The following is a 17,710-nucleotide window of genomic DNA, read 5'->3' as shown; positions in this document are numbered from 1 at the left end:
GAGGACACCTATGGCGGAGCCAAACTTTCAGTTTAATCTGGAGGAAGCCTTAGATCAGCAACCTAAAGTGATGCTGAGGAATCCGTTTGGCTCAAATGACACTCAAGTCTTCTTTTCTAGCGAAGAGCGTAACCAGCAATTAGGTATGCTGGAGCATCTAAGTCGATATTCCAACTTGTTGTCAGTAATACGCGGTGCCAGTGGCAGTGGTAAGACGCGCTTTTTACAGGAGTTTATTCGACTGCAGAATGACACGGCTGTGATTAGCCATGTGAAAGCATCGATGTTGATGACCGCCGGTCAATTGTTGCAAGCCATTTATGCTGGCTATGCGGATGTGTTAGACAGCAGTAATGCTGGTACGTCGTTTGGCCCGCTGTTGAAGTTTGCACATGAAACGGAAGTCAAAGGACAAAAGGCCATTATCTTGATTGATAATGCCCACGAGCTAAACACGGATGCTGTGACCATGTTGATGGACATGATGTCATTGGCGACAGAATCTCAAGAAGTCCCACACGTGGCACTGTTCACAGAACACTCCTTAAGTCGTAATTTAGACGCCTATCAAAAGAGTCGTTACGAGCAACTTAGTCATGAGCTGAAATTAGAGCCATTTTCGCTGGAGCAAACACGTGCTTATATGCTGCACCGTGTTCGTGCAATTGGTGGCGGTATCAACCTGCCATTCAGTGATAAACAGGTTAAAAAGATATTCCAGCAGTCAGAAGGTCAACCTGGCGGCATCAATAAAGCCGCTTTAGCAATGATGGGCGATGCCACTGCAGCGCAATCATTGGGCAAAGAAAAGCGCGCAGGCTTTAAGTTTAAAGGTGGGTGGTCGTTTGGTTTTCCGATTGTCCATATGGCTTTAATGTCTATTATTATGTTGGGTATTCTAATCGCGGTGATCTTTAGTGATGGAGACGACGATACGCCGGTTACGAACACCACCAGCATTGCGCCGATTGCACAAAATGCTCCGCGTCAAGCCAGCTCAGAAACCATTGCCCGAATTGAAGCGATGCAGCGCCAAATTGGCCAAGAGTCTCCTGTGTCATTACCACCGGTTCCTGCTGAAGCGTTACAACCGAATCAAGTTAAAAACGCTAATCAATCCAACAATACCTCTACGCCGACGTCTAATATCGCCACCGCTCCGATTCGTTTAGCATCGCCAGAACCTGCCAATCAAACAGAGCCACAGCTATCAACGCCTATTTTGCAAACAGAGGCGTCTAAAGTGGAGCCTGAACCAGAGTCTATACCGTTACAGCAAGTAACCAGCGCGGATCCATTTGATAAGACAAAAGAGTGGTTAGAACGAAACCCCAATCGTTATACCCTACAATTACTGGGAACTCACAATAAAGACACGGTGCAGGACTTTATTCGTGATCAAGGCAGTTTGGGCGCGTTTAGTTATTTTGAGTCGCTGCATAATGGTCGAGCTTGGTTTGTGGTGGTGTACGGCGAGTATCGTAATCGCAGTGAAGCCATTGCTGCGGTAGAGAATCTACCGAATGGGCTGCGTAGCTTGAATCCTTGGGCTCGCAGTGTGCGTGGTATACAGCAGGATATTCGGAAAGCTGGCGCGCAATAAGTAAAAAATATGGTCGTTAAAGGTTAAAAATACCCAAAATAATGGTTTTTTCGTCTAGTTTTTCGCAAGAAAATGTGAAAAAAGTAAAAAAAACCATATTTGACTGAATAACCCTCAAAGCCAGTGGATTTTTCTGCCCCGTTATCAGCAAGCCATAGATAATTCTCCTTTACCATGAGAATGGTTTTCATCTAAGCATGGTTTGCTGTGTTTCCTGTCTAAATAATGATCTGGTCGATTTGAGTGCCCCCCCATCGCGGAGTAGTATGATTCCACGTTTAAATGGTTAGGTGAGTCTATAACAACCATTTCACAAGCACTTCTGATGCTTGTCTACCTAACTGTATTTGAAATTATCGAATGAAAGTTTTCTATATTTAACTGTGGGAGTTGGTGTATGAATGCAGGTCTTTATCGTCCTGGCGAGTTCAAAGACAACTGTGGGTTTGGCCTAATCGCTCACATGGAAGGCACGTCTAGTCACGACCTTCTCAAGACCGCCATCGAATCTTTAACCAGTATGACACACCGTGGCGGTATCGCTGCGGACGGCAAAACTGGTGATGGCTGTGGTCTGTTGATTCAAAAACCCGATGCGTTTCTTCGCGAAGAAGCACAATCACTTTTCAATCACGTCTTTTCGGATTTGTACGGTGTCGGCATGGTCTTTATGGACCAAGACGAAGCGCTGGCGCATGAACAACGTGATTCATTAACCAAAGCACTAGAAACCGAAGGGTTGAATGTAGTGGGCTGGCGTGACGTGCCAGTGGATCCTTCATGCTTAGGTACTATCGCATTAGATTGCTTGCCTCGTATCGAACAAGTGTTTGTAGACAGCAACCGTTTGGATGCGCGCACGTTTGCGACACGCCTTTTTGTTGCGCGCCGTCGCTGTGAGATCGAGCTTGCGCACTATGAAAACTTCTACATCTGTTCATTGTCTGACAAAGTATTGGCATACAAGGGCTTGATGATGCCCGTTGACTTGCCAACGTTTTATAAAGACCTAGGTAACGAAAAACTTAAAACGGCCATCTGTGTTTTCCACCAACGCTTTTCAACTAATACACTGCCGAAATGGCCGCTTGCTCAGCCATTCCGCATGTTGGCGCACAATGGCGAGATCAACACTATCGAAGGTAACCGTAATTGGGCGATTGCACGTGGTAATAAACTGCGTTCGCCATTGTTACCGGAAATACAAGAATTAACGCCTGTTGTTAACCTCACTGGTTCTGACTCGTCTTCTATGGACAATATGTTAGAGCTGCTAGTGACCGGTGGCATGGATATTTTCCGTGCCGCTCGTATGATTATTCCACCAGCATGGCAAAACGTTGAAAACATGGATCCAGAACTGCGTGCGTTCTACGAGTACAACTCGATGCACATGGAGCCATGGGATGGTCCTGCTGGTCTTGTAATGACCGATGGTCGTCATGCGATTTGTATGCTTGACCGTAACGGTTTGCGTCCAGCTCGTTGGGTTGTGACGAAGAATGGTTACATCACGCTTGCTTCCGAAATCGGTACTTATAACTACAAGCCTGAAGACGTTGTATCAAAAGGCCGTGTGGGTCCAGGTAAGATGTTGGTAGTCGATACTCAGACAGGCCAAGTACTGCATACAGATGATATCGATAATAAGCTAAAGGCCGCTCACCCATACAAAAAATGGTTGAAGCAAGAAGGTTTGCGTATCGAAGCGTTGCTGCAAGAGCATTCAATGGAGTTCGTTCCATTTACTCGTGAGCAAATGTCAACGTATCAAAAGATGTTCCAGATTTCTTTTGAAGAGCGCGATCAAATCTTCCGTCCGCTAGCGGAAAGTGGTCACGAAGCCGTTGGCTCTATGGGAGATGACACGCCGATGGCCGTCATGTCTAGCCAAACGCGTCCAGTGACAGATTACTTCCGTCAGAAGTTCGCCCAGGTGACCAACCCACCCATCGACCCACTACGTGAGTCTGTTGTTATGTCGCTTGAGACATTGATCGGTGTGGAACGTAACTTGTTCGAAGAGACGCCAAAACACGCGAACCGTATTATTTTATCGTCGCCAGTATTGTCGGCACGTAAGTACAGCCGTCTGTTGGCAATGGATGATCATCGCTTCCGTTTGGTGCGTTTGAATACAACGTACAATCCAGAAGAAATCGGTCTAGAGCAAGCGATCCGTAACCTACAAATGAGTGCGGAAGAAGTGGTGCGTAACGGTGCGGTAATTGTTGTCTTGACCGACCGAGAAATTGAAAAGGGCCACTTGCCAGTACCCGCGCCGATGGCGGTTGGTGCGGTGCATCACCACTTAGTCGAAGTGGGTCTACGCTGTGATTCAAACATCATTGCGGATACGGGTTTTGCCCGTGATCCTCATCAATTTGCGGTATTGCTAGGCTTTGGTGCTACAGCGGTTTACCCCTACTTATCTTACCGTTTGATCAATGACATGATCGATAAAGGTGAAGTATTGGGCGATCCAATCATGTGCCATCAGAAATACCGTAAAGGTATCAATAAAGGCCTGATGAAGATCATGTCTAAGATGGGGATCTCGACCGTTGCTTCTTACCGTGGAGCACAGTTGTTCGAAGCGGTTGGTTTAGATAGCAAAGTCGTTGATCTGTGCTTTAAAGGCGTACCAAGTCGAATTCAAGGTTCTACGTTTGCCGATTTTCAGCGTGAGCAGAAGCTTATTGCTGACAACGCTTGGAAAGCACGTAAGCCAATTAACCAAGGCGGTTATCTTAAATACGTACATGGTTCTGAGTACCATGCGTTTAACCCTGAAGTGGTTCGTAATCTACAAGCATCGGTTACCAGCGGTAAGTTTGAAGACTTCAGCAAGTACGCTGAACTTGTAAACAGCCGCCCAGCGTCTATGCTGCGTGACCTGTTTGCATTGAAAGATGATATTAAAACGGTTGGCCTAGACAAAGTTGAATCGATTGAAAGCATTCTGCCGCGTTTCGACTCTGCGGGTATGTCTCTGGGGGCTTTGTCACCAGAAGCACACGAAGCGTTAGCACAAGCGATGAACGAATTGGGCTGTCGCTCAAACTCTGGTGAGGGTGGTGAAGACCCTGCGCGTCACGGTACAGAGCGTCGCTCTAAAATCAAACAAATCGCCTCTGGCCGTTTTGGTGTGACAGCAGAATATTTGGTCAATGCGGAAGTGCTGCAAATTAAAGTGGCACAAGGTGCGAAACCGGGTGAAGGTGGTCAGCTACCTGGCGGCAAAGTGAACGGCTTAATTGCTCGTCTACGTTATGCGGTTCCGGGCGTGACTCTGATTTCACCACCGCCGCACCACGACATCTATTCGATTGAAGATTTAGCACAGCTAATTTTCGATTTGAAACAAGTGAACCCAGAAGCCTTAGTGTCAGTGAAACTGGTTTCTGAACCGGGTGTTGGTACGATTGCAGCGGGTGTTGCAAAAGCCTACGCGGACTTGATTACCATCTCTGGTTACGATGGTGGTACAGCGGCTTCGCCAATTACCTCTATTCGTCATGCTGGCTCTCCTTGGGAGCTTGGCTTGGCCGAAGCGCAACAAGCGCTTCGCTCAAATGATCTTCGTGGCAAAATTCGTCTACAAACAGACGGTGGTCTAAAAACTGGCCTAGACGTTGTTAAAGCAGCAATCCTAGGTGCAGAAAGCTTCGGTTTTGGTACCACACCAATGGTGGCAATGGGCTGTAAGTTCTTGCGTATCTGTCATCTAAACAACTGTGCGACAGGTGTTGCAACGCAGGACGAAAAACTGCGAGAAGAGTACTTCATCGGTACCGTGGAAATGATTAAGAATTTCTTCCGCTTTATGGCTGAAGACACGCGTCAGTGGATGGCGAAGCTAGGTGTGACCACGATGGCCGATCTGATTGGCCGTACAGATTTGTTAAAACTGCTTCCTGGTGAAACAGAGAAACAAGCTAACTTAGATTTGTCGCCAATTCTGAATAATGACGCGATCCCTGCGGATAAGCCGCAGTACTGCCAAGTGCCGTTTAACCCGCCGCATGATAAAGGCCTACTGGCTGAGAAAATGTGGGCAACGGTTCAACCTGCAGTAGAAGAGAAAGAGGGTGGTGAGTTTACGTTTAACGTAACGAACCAAGACCGTTCGATTGGTGCGCGTTTGTCAGGCGAAATTGCTAAACGATACGGCAACCAAGGCATGGTTGATAACCCGTTGACGTTGAAATTGACCGGGACTGCAGGTCAGTCGTTCGGTGTGTGGAACGTCGGTGGTCTTCACATGTACTTAGAAGGTGATGCGAACGATTACGTTGGTAAAGGGATGACCGCTGGTAAGTTGGTTGTGCGTCCACCTAAAGGTTCTGAGTTTGACTCAAAAGACTCTGCGATTATTGGTAACACCTGTCTGTACGGTGCAACGGGCGGTAAATTATTCGCGGCGGGCACGGCGGGCGAGCGCTTTGGTGTGCGTAACTCTGGCTGTCATGCGGTTATTGAAGGCGCAGGCGATCACTGTTGTGAATACATGACCGGCGGTCTGATTACGGTACTGGGTAACACGGGTTACAACTTCGGTGCCGGTATGACCGGTGGCTTCGCTTACGTGTTGGATTTAGACCGTACTTTCGTAGACAAGTACAACCATGAGTTAGTTGAGATTCAGCGCGTAGGCACTGAAATTACGGAAGAATACCGTTCACACCTACGCAGTGTGATCGAAGAGTATGTTCGTGAAACTGATAGCGAGTGGGGCCGTGAAATCCTAGAAAACTTCTACGATTACATCGGTAAGTTCTGGTTAGTGAAGCCAAAAGCGGCCAGCCTTGGACAGCTATTGGCAAATACTCGTCAGCGTCCAGAATAAGCGACTTGGTTTTAGAGAAGGCTCTAACCCAGTTTGACCCATTTGAAAGAGTGCCGCGCCGAGCGCGGCCACAGGAGATAGCAGCTTATGTCTGAGCGCTTGAACAACGTATTTCAATTTGTTGAAGTAGATCGTAAAGATCCAAAGAAAAAACCACTGCTGACACGTAAGTCTCAGTTCGTGGAAATTTACCGTCCATTCGAAGAAACGAATGCGAAGCATCAGTCTCACCGTTGTCTTGAATGCGGTAACCCATACTGTGAGTGGAAGTGTCCAGTACACAACTACATTCCAAACTGGTTGAAACTGGTATCGGAAGGTAACATTTTAGAAGCCGCGGAGTTGAGTCATCAGACCAACTCACTGCCGGAAGTATGTGGTCGCGTGTGCCCACAAGACCGCTTATGTGAAGGGGCTTGTACACTGGGTGAAGGTGGCTTCGGTGCGGTAACAATCGGTTCTGTCGAAAAATACATTACTGATACGGCGTTTGCATTAGGCTGGCGTCCGGACATGTCCAATGTGGTACCGGTTGATAAAACGGTTGCCATTGTAGGGGCCGGCCCTGCTGGTCTGGCGTGTGCAGATATCCTTGTGCGTAACGGTGTTAAGCCAGTGGTATTTGATAAAAACCCTGAGATCGGCGGTCTATTAACGTTTGGTATCCCAGAGTTCAAACTTGAAAAGTCTGTCATGACACGCCGTCGTGAAGTATTCGAAGAAATGGGCGTTGAGTTTGTGCTTGGCACAAGCGTAGGTGACGACGTACCGTTTGAGCATCTGCTAGAAGAGTATGATGCCGTATTCCTCGGTATGGGCACGTACAAGTACATGAAAGGTGGCTTCCCGGGTGAAGACTTACCTGGTGTGCACGACGCTCTAGATTTCCTAATCTCGAACGTGAACCATTGTTTAGGCTTTGAAGAAAGTGAAGACGACTTTGTTAGCATGAAAGGCAAACAAGTTGTGGTTCTAGGGGGTGGTGATACGGCGATGGACTGTAACCGCACATCGATTCGCCAAGGTGCTAAGACCGTATCGTGTGCGTATCGTCGTGATGAGGCAAACATGCCTGGTTCTCGTAAAGAAGTGCAAAACGCTCGTGAAGAGGGTGTGCAGTTCCTATTTAACCGTCAGCCAATCGAAATCGTAGGTGACGGCAAAGTAGAAGGTATCAAAGTTGCGGAAACACAGCTGGGCGAGCCTGATGAAAATGGTCGCCGCCGTCCTGAGATCATCGAAGGCAGTGAGCAAATCATTCCTGCTGACGTGGTATTGGTCGCGTTTGGTTTCCAACCTAGCCCCGCACCTTGGTTTGAAAAGTTCGGCATCGAAACAGATGCAAGTGGTCGCGTTCTTGCACCCAACAAGGGTCAGTACATGTTCCAAACAACCAACGAAAAAATCTTCGCCGGTGGTGATATGGTTCGTGGTTCCGACCTTGTTGTGACGGCCATCGACGAAGGCCGTAAAGCAGCGGAAGGCATTATGGATTTCTTAGAAGTTTAACTGTTCGTCATGTGACTCACTGATAAGTGATGTCTCATCTAAGCCTCTATCTTCGGATAGAGGCTTTTTTTACCCATACAATTTATTTCTTTCGTTCTGCTTCGAGCTTCTGGATTTCTTTGTATAACGCTTCTGCCTCTTCGGTGATCATAGCGTAACCTCGAATATCGCCATTACGCTGAGCCTGAAGCCCTTCTTCCAGTTTTGCAGAGTATTGCTTCTGTAGCACTTTCAATGGATCAGATTTGAATAAACCAAACATATATGAGCTCGTATTTTTAGGGATGTGCTAATACATACGCATGAGAGTTGAAAGCCGATGACCCCATTTTGCATTCTAAACATGGGCTCCTCACTTTTTCCCTTTAATTAAATCAATCCCTGCTCGATGTGCCCCCACCCGTTTTGTTAGGCTAAGGTCAAAGCGTTTTAAATATAAGGAACAAACTGTGCAACTTAATACCAAGGAACAAGAGCATTCGTTAGAAGTGGAAATCGGTAGTGATCATATTGTGGTACAGCGGCGCTATGATGTGGCGGGTGCAATCAATGACCTGCTTATTGCAATATGGTTTTTAATTGGCAGTTTCTTTTTTTTGAGTGAGTCTTTGACGTATAGCGGTACATGGCTGTTTATCGTTGGCAGTGCTCAGCTGATGGTCAAGCCAATTATTAAGTTAGTGGGCTTTGTACATGTAGGGCAAATACATCCACAATTAAAACGTCGTCGCGAAGAGAAGAAAGTTAGCAATAGATGAGGCATTTGCAGGCGGGATTCCTGCAAATGCCATGTGGCTAGATTAAATACGGTTTAGTAATTCCGACTTCTTAGCATTGAATTCATCTTGCGTTAGTACGCCCGCTTCGAACAACCCACCCAGTTTTTCGAGTAAAGCAAAGATTTCGTCACTGCTAGCCGAAGTTTGGGGGTTATTCACTGGCTGCGAAGTATTGTAGTCAGGCTGAGCGTTAAACGCAGGCTGTTGGCTTGGCTGCGCAAAGTTAGTTTGTGGTGCGGGTTTGGACGGCTGTGAGCCATTACCAGAGACCACTGGCAAGCTGTCTACTGATACGCTACCGAACTGGCTGCTAAACGTCAGTGATTGATTGCCGCCTTGTTGTTGGCTGACACCACCAATGTTGTGGTTCAAGGTGTCGTAAACCGTTACTGCACCGTTCATTTCAACGGCTAATCGGTTAGGGAACACCGCGTAACGAAGGTTGTTTTGAGCGCCACTGCTGAATGGTTGCCCTAGATTAGCTGGCCACCACTGACTACTGCCTGGCGTACCGGCTGGAATAACTGGAAAGACAGTCGTATTGACCAGTGCGTTTGCCAATTCATTGCACAAGTTGTCGACAGTGTTTTTTAGACCATAGTTGAACATATCGCCAACCATGGTCATGCCGCCACGCATCCATTGACCGGAACCGCCCAGCTCTGGGCAGTTAAACTGAGCCATGCTGCCTGAGCCATTATTGACAGCGACCAACATGTGTACGACAGCGTCTTGACTCAGTCCGTAACGGTTAGAAACATCGTTGACGAGCTGTTGTCCGGCGGTAGTGAGTTGTTGCATGATTGTATCCTACGGTTGCGTCTGTCCTTGATAGAATGCTTATAAGCATTCGCACTGAGAAAGATGGCGTGGTTGAGTTGTGACTGGGTAATGTCACAATCTTAATGGGGATGATAGTGATACATTGTGACACATTGGCTACTTCAGGTGTTGATTATTTGATCAATGTAAGCTGTTTTAGTTTTTAAACTTCCACTATTTACTAAAAATGGGTTTTGCTCTGGGTAAACTGCGTTGTAAGCGGGGCTTGTGGATTCCTATTTCAAGAACTTGCCTGTACTGTTAATTCACTGGGGGTCATTCCCCCGTCATGAAAGCGTGCTTATAGTGCGTGAAAAGACCGTTTAAACAGGGAGCGAAACATGGGTAAGGTACACTTTGTGGGTGGCGAAAAAGGTGGTGTGGGGAAATCAATGACAGCGCGATTATTGGCGCAATATTACATTGATCACGAACTGCCTTTTTTAGGGTTTGATTGCGATGCCTCGCATGGCACTTTTTCACGCTTTTACAATGACTTTGCCTCAACCGTTGTGATTGGCGAAGAAGACAGTCTTGACGGTTTACTCGAAGCGATGGAAGAAAATCCTGATAAAGACTTAATCATTGATTTGGCGGCACAAGCCGCTAAACCGTTAGGGGAATGGATTGACGAAACCGATGTGTTTGGTCTACTCGATGAAATGGATTACCAAGTGTGCTTATGGCACGTGATGGATGACGGTGCAGACTCAGTCGTGCTGCTGGATCGTTTGTTAGAGCGTTATCAGCAACCTGAACTTGAATTCATTGTGGTACAGAACCTAGGGCGTGGTACTGACTTCTCGCGTTTTCAAAAGTCAGAAACGTACAAAAAAGCCGAAGCTCGTGAAGCCTTTATTATTGAGTTACCTAAGCTGCAAAGTAAGTTGACGCAGAAAATCGACTTTAACAACAGTAGCTTTTGGTCGGTGGCTAACAATCGCAGTTTGATGAACATTGCAGAACGTCAACGTATGAAAGTATGGCTACGTAACGCTTACGAGCAGCTAGCATTTCTAGAGTAATCGCCTCGATCAACTTTTTAATACTTACTTAGAGCACCAACAAAGTCGTATGTTGTCGTGCTCTGAGTGAACGCTTTCAAAGTAAGACCACAGTTCTTCTTTATTTCGACTTGAGAACCTTGAGCTCTCTTGCGATGTTTAATACTCGGCTTAATGGAGGAGTTGCGCCAATATGAAGAAGACATTACTCATCGGTGGCGTCTTGCTTGCCAGTGCCGCTGGCGGTATTTGGCACGCCAATCAAAATTGGTCTGAACCCAAAGTCATGCCTGTCGTCGGGGCAACCGCTAGAGATTGGCACCCTGAGACGTTTTGGTATGAACCATGGGGGGCTTCTTTGGTACATAAAGGCATGGATATTTTCGCTGAACGTGGCACACCTGTGGTTGCGGCTACCCATCATATTATTATCTCTGAAAATGATAGCCCTCGTGGTGGCAAGAATATTTGGGCATTAGGGCCCAACTGGCGTTTGCATTATTATGCCCACCTAGATTCTATTGCAGAAGATCTGGGCTGGTATATCGAAGCTGGTACACAAATAGGTACGGTTGGCAGTAGCGGTAACGCGAAAGGCAAACCGCCGCATTTACATTACGGTATACGTAGCATGATTGCCGATGACTCGCGGATTGATGATTCCACCCTTGGCGAACAAAAAGCCTATTGGTTAAACCCTATTGAATACCTTGAGCCAGTCATAGTAAATTAATGAAAATGGTTGTCATTTTTTATGATGATACCGTGATCTAAACGACTGATTACAAGGACTTAGGGAATGAAAAAACGCATTTGGACGACCGCTTTATGGATAGGGTTAAGCAGTTCGGTGATGTATGCACAAGAAAACGCTCCAAGTCCTACCGTTAATGAATTGATGAGCGTCATGCGCATGCAGGACTCCATGTCATCAGGCTTTGATGCAATGTTACCAATGATCGATGCCTTATCAGATCAATGGCAATTAACGCCTGAGCAAGAGCATACATTAAAAGGCATTTATCGCGACTGGTTTAAAAACGATTTTGATCAAGAAAGCTTAATAAACAAAATATCATTAGAGTACGATAAGGTTTTCACTGAAGCTGAAATGCAAAAAATGATCGCTTTTTATGAAACTCCGACAGGACAAAAAGTATTAGACAGCTTGCCTCATCTGACGCAGTTAGGAGCACAGCTGGGGATGCAAGAAGGCCAGAAGAAACAGCACCTACTTGAAGAAAAGATTCGCGTATTTTATGAAGAAAATGTTGAGTCTCAACCCTAATCTGCTCGACACTTCTGTGACTCCCTTCCAATGATTTCCTGCCAAAACTAACCGATTGGTTAGTTTTGGCAGGAATCCTGCTACATTAGTGATATACACTTGATTGCCTCACTCATTAAAGTAGAGGCGTAATCATGATTTTTCTTGTAAATAATTTAATAAAAAATAATGGGTTACTATAGTGAGCCTCGGCTTATTGAGCTCGCTGGATGAGGAGTTGCGGAAACTATGATCCGTTTTTTGCTGAATGATCAGGACATAAACGAAGAGAACTGTGCACCGGATACAACAGTACTAGAGTATCTACGCACCAAAGTAGAGCAACGCGGTACGAAAGAAGGCTGTGCGTCTGGAGATTGTGGTGCGTGTACTGTTGTGCTGGCGGAAGCAACGAATGGTCAGCTGCGCTATCAAACGGTCAACAGCTGCATTACTTTGCTGGGCAGCTTGCACGGCAAACAATTGCTGACGGTTGAGCACTTGAAAGAGCAGGGGGCTTTACATCCGGTGCAGCAATCCATGGTGGACTTGCATGGCTCCCAGTGTGGTTTTTGTACGCCAGGCTTTATCATGTCACTGTTTGCGTTATACAAAAACTGTGACCAGCCGACCCGTGCAGATGTGGAAAACGCCTTAGCAGGTAACCTTTGTCGTTGTACTGGGTATAGGCCAATTATAGATGCAGCGCTCAGCCTAGCGGGTAAAGGCGCTTCAGATATTTTTACTAAGAGCGAAGCGTCTACTTATTTGCGCCTGACAGGCATTCTAAAGCAACACCCAAGTGGCTTTATTGAGCATGGTACACGCCGTTTTTTGATTCCTACAAACGGCGACGAATTGTTAGCACAGCTACAGCGATTTCCGGATGCGAAACTGGTTGCAGGCGGTACCGACTTATCATTGAGCATTACCCAGCAACTACAGCAGCCTGAAACCCTTATTTATTCTGGACGAGTACAAGAACTCATGCAGATTGAAGAAAGCGCCAGTACCCTTAAGATTGGTGCAGCGGTTACTTACAGCGCGATGCAATCCTCATTACATAAATACTTTATCAGCTTTGCCGATATGCTCGAGCGCCTCGGATCGTTACAAGTCCGTAATCAAGGCACGTTAGGCGGCAATGTGGCCAATGCTTCGCCTATAGGGGATACGCCGCCTGTATTGTTAGCATTGGATGCAACGATACACGTGCGCAGTCCAAATGGACGTGAAACGTTCCCGATCAACACCTTCTTTACTGGCTACCGTCAAACAAAGCTGCCTGCGTCAGGTTTTATTGAGTCGATTGAAATTCCGTTACAGCCCGAATGTCAGCTTTATGTGTATAAAATTTCTAAGCGTTTAGACGATGATATCTCTGCGGTCTGCGCGGCGTTTTCGATTGCATTAAAGGACGGGAAAGTGAACGACGTACGCCTTGGCTTTGGCGGCATGGCGGCCACACCAGCGCGAGCATTGAAAGCAGAGCAAGCGCTCATCGGTCAGTCATTTACCGAACAAGGCATTTTGGCGGCGCAAAAAGCGTTGGCGGAAGATTTCAGCCCCATTGATGACGTACGCGCGAGTGGTGCGTACCGTCTAAAAGTGGCACAGAATCTTCTCCTGCGCGCGGTACTCGAACAAGATAACCCGACGCACGAAGCGTTGGAGGTGGTGCAATATGCGTAATCTAAAAGCCAGCGGTAACACTGCTATTCAAACAAGCAGTGCGACTGGCGTGGCTCGAAAGCATGAAAGCGCGACTAAGCATGTGTCTGGAGAAGCGATTTATGTCGATGACATGCTTGAGCCGCGCGGCACTCTTTTTGGCGCGGTTGGCTACAGCCCAATCGCAAAAGGTCGAATTACCTCCTTGGACTTGTCGTCTGTCCGTCAAGCCGAAGGAGTGGTGGATGTCTTGCAGCTGGAGGATATTCCGGGGCATACCGACATTGGCGCAGTATTTGGGGGAGATCCGATCCTGACATCGGATGAAATCAAATACCAAGGCCAGCCAATCTTTGCAGTGGTAGCGCAAAGTGAGTTGCAGGCGCGACGCGCGGTCAAGCAGGCCAAGATTGAGTTTGCCGAGCAAACACCGACGCTGGATGTGGTTGAAGCCTTAAACACTCAGCAGTTTGTTCGACCTTCTCACTTTATGACTCATGGCGATGCGAAAACCGCATTAGATAATGCGCCAAAGCGTCTAAAGGCTGAACAGCATGTGGGCGGGCAAGAACATTTTTATTTAGAGGGACAAGTAGCATTGGTGATACCGGCGGAAGACGGCGGTATGTTGGTGTACAGCTCGACTCAACATCCGAGTGAAGTGCAAAAGTTGGTCGCAGAAGTGCTCGGTGTGCCAGCTAACCGTATTACCGTTGATATGCGCCGTATGGGCGGAGGGTTTGGCGGCAAAGAAAGCCAAGCGGCGGCGTGGGCGTGTATGGCGGCGGTGCTGGTAAGTAAAACCAAACGCCCAGTAAAGCTACGATTGCCTCGAACAGACGACATGACCATGACGGGTAAGCGCCACCCGTTTTATAACACCTATGATATTGGCTTTGATAAAGATGGCTTAATTCAAGCAGCGGACATTATGGTAGCCGGAAACTGTGGCCATTCTGCTGACTTATCAGACGCGATTGTGGATCGCGCGATGTTCCACGCTGACAACGCGTATTACTTAGCCAATGTCAGCATTGCGGGTCATCGCTGTATGACTAACACCGTCTCACACACCGCTTTTCGTGGTTTTGGTGGCCCACAAGGGATGATGATCATCGAGCGAGCGATGGACGATATCGCTCGCGCTGTAGGCAAAGATCCGCTTGATGTACGTAAGCTCAATTTATACGGTGATGCCGGCCGTGATACGACGCCGTATCATCAACTCGTTGAGCACAATGTGCTCAACGAGTTGATTGAACAATTAGAGCTCAGCAGTGATTATCGTGCGCGTCGATCAGACATCAATGAATGGAATAAAAACAGCCGGATTCTGAAACGCGGTTTGGCATTGACGCCAGTGAAATTCGGGATTTCTTTTACCTTACAGCATCTCAATCAAGCGGGCGCCCTGATTCATATTTACACCGATGGCAGTATTCAAGTGAATCATGGTGGTACTGAAATGGGCCAAGGCCTGCATACCAAGATTATTCAGATCGTTGCCGAAGCGCTAGCCATCGATGCAAACGAGATTCACATTACTGCGACGCGGACGGACAAAGTTCCCAATACGTCACCAACCGCCGCGTCCAGTGGCACCGATCTCAATGGACAAGCGGCTAAAAATGCGGCCTTGACCTTGAAGCAACGTATGTGTGAATGCGTTGCGGAGCATAAGCAATGTGATCTTGATACAGTGCACTTTGCTGACGGTCGCGTGTATTGGGGTGACCAAAGCGAATCCATGAGCTTTACCGATGCGGCATTATTTGCCTATGAAAACCGGGTTTCCCTCTCAGCAACAGGATACTACAAAACCCCAAAAATTTGGTATGACCGAGACAACGCGAAAGGTCGTCCATTTTTCTATTTTGCCAACGGCGCCGCGGTCTCGGAGGTTGTCGTCGATATCTTGACAGGCGAGTATCGCGTCATAGGCGTGGACATCTTGCACGATGTAGGACGCAGCTTAAATCCCGCAGTCGACCTAGGCCAGATTGAAGGCGGTTTTATTCAAGGCATGGGCTGGCTAACAACGGAAGAGTTGAAATGGAACCATCAGGGCGCGTTGATCAGCAATGGCCCAGCCACGTATAAAATCCCCGCTATCAGTGATACGCCAGAGCGTTTTAATGTAGCGTTGTTTGAGCGAGACAACGATGAAGAAACGGTCTATCACTCTAAGGCCGTAGGTGAGCCGCCGTTTATGTTAGCGATTTCGGTTTGGTCGGCTTTGCGCGATGCGATATCCTCACTGTCGGACTACGCCATCAGTCCACCATTAGACACCCCAGCAACGCCAGAGCGAATGCTTAATGCCATTGAAGCAACACGCCAGCAGGCGCAAGAGATAAAAGAGAGCGCCTTATGATGAAGTCTTGGACGGACGTTGTTGCAACGCTTCAGCGTACCGGAGAAGCGTATGTACTCGTCACGGTTATTGGCACGCGTGGATCATCCCCTAGAGAAACAGGTAGCAAAATGGTGGTCACCGCTGAGCACAGTGATGACACTATCGGCGGCGGGCACCTAGAGTATAAATCGATTGCCAAAGCCCGAGAGCTATTATTGACACAACAGGATTGTCAGCATATCGAAGAGTACCCGCTTGGGGCCACATTGGGCCAATGCTGTGGTGGAAAAGTGACGGTGTTATTCGAGCACTTTGCTGAGCGTGGTAAAGATGTTTGGGTATTTGGCGCTGGCCACGTATCCAAAGCGATGGTGCCATTATTAGCCGAGCTGCCTTTGCGTGTGCATTGGGTGGACAGCCGTGAAGAACAGTTTCCAGAGTACATTCCGAGTAATGTTGAGCGATGTCTTACCGATGACCCTGTTGGAGAATTAAAGCGCGCCACCGCAGGCAGCTACATGCTGGTGCTGACGCATAATCATCAACTGGACTATGAATTGACTGAAGCCGCGTTAAGACGCGGTGACTTAGGTTTTTTGGGGGTGATCGGATCTGACACGAAAGCGTTGCGTTTTCGTCAGCGTCTATCGCATCGTCAATTTGATGAGACAGCCATTGACAAAATGACCTGCCCAGTAGGTCTTGAGCAAGTGCCTGGCAAGCGTCCGATGGAAGTTGCCGTCTCTATCACAGGTCAGCTTATCGCTCTCTATCAGGCCGAACAACCAGCCTCTTTGGTGCAAAAAGCCATTGATTGGCAGCAACTTAAGCGCTCCTTAGAAACAGAAGAAGTATAGATTATGTCGGCTTTCACTAAGGTTGCGTCTTTCTTGCAGGAAATAGACAGGGCATGGTGGTTATTATTAAAGCCTATTAATTCATGACATAGACAGCTAATGACAGTGAAAAGGAGAGCTTTATGAAAATGCCAAATTTAGGTATGGGGACATTTCGTTTAGAAGGTGACGAAGGGTATCACTCTGTAAAAATGGCGCTTGAAGAAGGTTTTCGACACATTGATACGGCGCAAATGTATGGTAATGAAGCCGAAGTAGGCCGAGCAATCGCTGACAGTGGTATTCCTCGCGATGAATTATTTGTCACTACTAAAGTACATATGAAGAACTTTGCCCAGCCAGACTTTTTGCCAAGTGTTAAAGAAAGCTTAGATAAATTGCAATTAGAGTATGTCGACATGCTTTTAATCCATTGGCCGTCACCGGCTAATGGCGACAACATGGATGTCTATCTCGGTGAGCTAATGAAAGCGCAAGAACATGGTTTGACGAAAAGTATTGGCGTTTCTAACTTCACCATAGAGCTATTAGAAAAAGCACAAGCTTTATTACCTAATGGTATTTTGGCCAACAACCAAGTAGAGATTCATCCTTATTTACAGAACAATAAGTTGCGGTCTTACTGTAACCAAATGGGCATTCATGTGACGGCTTATATGCCATTTGCAGTAGGCAAAGTGCTTAAAGATGAATCGTTGCAAGCCATTGCTGATAAACATAATGCAAGTGTCGCTCAAGTCATCATTGCGTGGGCTTTGCAACAAGGTATCACGGTGATTCCATCTTCCACTAAACGTAAAAACCTGCAAGATAATCTGGCTGGACCGCTGCTTGCACTGGATACAGAGGACATCGCTAAGATTGCGACGTTAGATTGTGATGATCGTCAGGTCGACCCTGATTTTGCGCCGCAGTGGGACGAATAAGGAAGAAAAAAAAGAGCAGCCAATCAGGGCTGCTCAAAACAGAAAGAAAACGGTTTGCTAACCAGAG

13 protein-coding genes are annotated in these 17,710 nt (G+C 47.2%); 11 read left to right on the top strand and 2 right to left on the bottom strand.

What is annotated here, in order from left to right; genetic code table 11:
• Positions 1–10: 10 nt before the first annotated feature.
• The 3 genes from ACPUEK_RS00595 (at position 11) to ACPUEK_RS00585 (ending at position 7,961) form a co-directional block, all read left to right on the top strand.
• Complete coding sequence (locus tag ACPUEK_RS00595) at positions 11–1,603, top strand: SPOR domain-containing protein (protein WP_425641910.1); 1,593 nt, start codon at positions 11–13, stop codon at positions 1,601–1,603.
• A gap of 397 nt (positions 1,604–2,000) precedes the next feature.
• The gene (gene gltB / locus ACPUEK_RS00590) at positions 2,001–6,452 is read left to right on the top strand and encodes a glutamate synthase large subunit (RefSeq protein ID WP_067215442.1); all 4,452 of its coding nucleotides are present in this window, start codon (positions 2,001–2,003) and stop codon (positions 6,450–6,452) included.
• An 87-nt stretch (positions 6,453–6,539) separates the two neighbouring features.
• The gene (locus ACPUEK_RS00585) at positions 6,540–7,961 is read left to right on the top strand and encodes an FAD-dependent oxidoreductase (RefSeq protein ID WP_425641909.1); all 1,422 of its coding nucleotides are present in this window, start codon (positions 6,540–6,542) and stop codon (positions 7,959–7,961) included.
• An 82-nt stretch (positions 7,962–8,043) separates the two neighbouring features.
• Here the strand turns inward: ACPUEK_RS00585 and ACPUEK_RS00580 are convergent, their stop codons facing one another.
• On the bottom strand, positions 8,044–8,223 hold the full coding sequence (locus ACPUEK_RS00580; protein ID WP_067215437.1) for a DUF6435 family protein: 180 nt from the start codon (positions 8,221–8,223) through the stop codon (positions 8,044–8,046).
• A gap of 187 nt (positions 8,224–8,410) precedes the next feature.
• Between ACPUEK_RS00580 and ACPUEK_RS00575 the strand changes: the two genes are divergently transcribed.
• Complete coding sequence (locus ACPUEK_RS00575; protein ID WP_067215434.1) at positions 8,411–8,719, top strand: YrhK family protein; 309 nt, start codon at positions 8,411–8,413, stop codon at positions 8,717–8,719.
• Between the two features lie 42 nt (positions 8,720–8,761).
• Here ACPUEK_RS00575 and ACPUEK_RS00570 read toward each other — a convergent pair whose 3' ends face one another.
• On the bottom strand, positions 8,762–9,541 hold the full coding sequence (locus ACPUEK_RS00570; RefSeq protein ID WP_067215431.1) for an SHOCT domain-containing protein: 780 nt from the start codon (positions 9,539–9,541) through the stop codon (positions 8,762–8,764).
• A gap of 362 nt (positions 9,542–9,903) precedes the next feature.
• On the opposite strand from ACPUEK_RS00570, the gene ACPUEK_RS00565 reads away from it, so the two are divergent.
• From ACPUEK_RS00565 to dkgB, 7 genes are all read left to right on the top strand, one after another.
• Positions 9,904–10,587, top strand: coding sequence for a mobilization protein (locus tag ACPUEK_RS00565; RefSeq protein ID WP_067030080.1), 684 nt, complete (start codon positions 9,904–9,906; stop codon positions 10,585–10,587).
• 172 nt (positions 10,588–10,759) lie between these two features.
• Entirely contained in the window at positions 10,760–11,299 is a 540-nt protein-coding gene (locus tag ACPUEK_RS00560; RefSeq protein WP_067215426.1) for a M23 family metallopeptidase, read from the top strand.
• 66 nt (positions 11,300–11,365) lie between these two features.
• On the top strand, positions 11,366–11,854 hold the full coding sequence (locus ACPUEK_RS00555; protein WP_067215423.1) for a DUF2059 domain-containing protein: 489 nt from the start codon (positions 11,366–11,368) through the stop codon (positions 11,852–11,854).
• 228 nt (positions 11,855–12,082) lie between these two features.
• Positions 12,083–13,525, top strand: a complete 1,443-nt coding sequence (xdhA, locus tag ACPUEK_RS00550) for a xanthine dehydrogenase small subunit (protein ID WP_425641908.1) — start codon at positions 12,083–12,085, stop codon at positions 13,523–13,525.
• Positions 13,518–15,878, top strand: coding sequence for a xanthine dehydrogenase molybdopterin binding subunit (gene xdhB, locus ACPUEK_RS00545; protein WP_425641907.1), 2,361 nt, complete (start codon positions 13,518–13,520; stop codon positions 15,876–15,878). Before xdhA ends, xdhB begins: the two co-directional genes overlap by 8 nt.
• The gene (gene xdhC / locus ACPUEK_RS00540) at positions 15,875–16,717 is read left to right on the top strand and encodes a xanthine dehydrogenase accessory protein XdhC (protein WP_425641906.1); all 843 of its coding nucleotides are present in this window, start codon (positions 15,875–15,877) and stop codon (positions 16,715–16,717) included. The genes xdhB and xdhC overlap by 4 nt, the downstream gene beginning before the upstream one ends.
• A 122-nt stretch (positions 16,718–16,839) precedes the next feature.
• The gene (dkgB, locus tag ACPUEK_RS00535; RefSeq protein ID WP_425641905.1) at positions 16,840–17,643 is read left to right on the top strand and encodes a 2,5-didehydrogluconate reductase DkgB; all 804 of its coding nucleotides are present in this window, start codon (positions 16,840–16,842) and stop codon (positions 17,641–17,643) included.
• Positions 17,644–17,710 lie beyond the last annotated feature (67 nt).

The sequence above is a fragment of the Marinomonas gallaica genome (genome assembly GCF_049821165.1).
GTDB classification, from domain to species: Bacteria; Pseudomonadota; Gammaproteobacteria; order Pseudomonadales; family Marinomonadaceae; genus Marinomonas; species Marinomonas gallaica.
Note: the sequence above shows the minus strand (reverse complement) of the source record. Positions and strands in the feature narration are given on the sequence as shown.

What these genes read in the sequence shown, in the direction of transcription:
- ACPUEK_RS00595 (WP_425641910.1), top strand. Translation starts at nt 11, where the DNA reads ATGGCGGAGCCAAACTTTCAGTTTAATCTGGAGGAAGCCTTAGATCAG.
- gltB (WP_067215442.1), top strand. Translation starts at nt 2,001, where the DNA reads ATGAATGCAGGTCTTTATCGTCCTGGCGAGTTCAAAGACAACTGTGGG.
- ACPUEK_RS00585 (WP_425641909.1), top strand. Translation starts at nt 6,540, where the DNA reads ATGTCTGAGCGCTTGAACAACGTATTTCAATTTGTTGAAGTAGATCGT.
- ACPUEK_RS00580 (WP_067215437.1), bottom strand. Translation starts at nt 8,223, where the DNA reads ATGTTTGGTTTATTCAAATCTGATCCATTGAAAGTGCTACAGAAGCAA.
- ACPUEK_RS00570 (WP_067215431.1), bottom strand. Translation starts at nt 9,541, where the DNA reads ATGCAACAACTCACTACCGCCGGACAACAGCTCGTCAACGATGTTTCT.
- ACPUEK_RS00565 (WP_067030080.1), top strand. Translation starts at nt 9,904, where the DNA reads ATGGGTAAGGTACACTTTGTGGGTGGCGAAAAAGGTGGTGTGGGGAAA.
- ACPUEK_RS00560 (WP_067215426.1), top strand. Translation starts at nt 10,760, where the DNA reads ATGAAGAAGACATTACTCATCGGTGGCGTCTTGCTTGCCAGTGCCGCT.
- ACPUEK_RS00555 (WP_067215423.1), top strand. Translation starts at nt 11,366, where the DNA reads ATGAAAAAACGCATTTGGACGACCGCTTTATGGATAGGGTTAAGCAGT.
- xdhA (WP_425641908.1), top strand. Translation starts at nt 12,083, where the DNA reads ATGATCCGTTTTTTGCTGAATGATCAGGACATAAACGAAGAGAACTGT.
- xdhB (WP_425641907.1), top strand. Translation starts at nt 13,518, where the DNA reads ATGCGTAATCTAAAAGCCAGCGGTAACACTGCTATTCAAACAAGCAGT.
- xdhC (WP_425641906.1), top strand. Translation starts at nt 15,875, where the DNA reads ATGATGAAGTCTTGGACGGACGTTGTTGCAACGCTTCAGCGTACCGGA.
- dkgB (WP_425641905.1), top strand. Translation starts at nt 16,840, where the DNA reads ATGAAAATGCCAAATTTAGGTATGGGGACATTTCGTTTAGAAGGTGAC.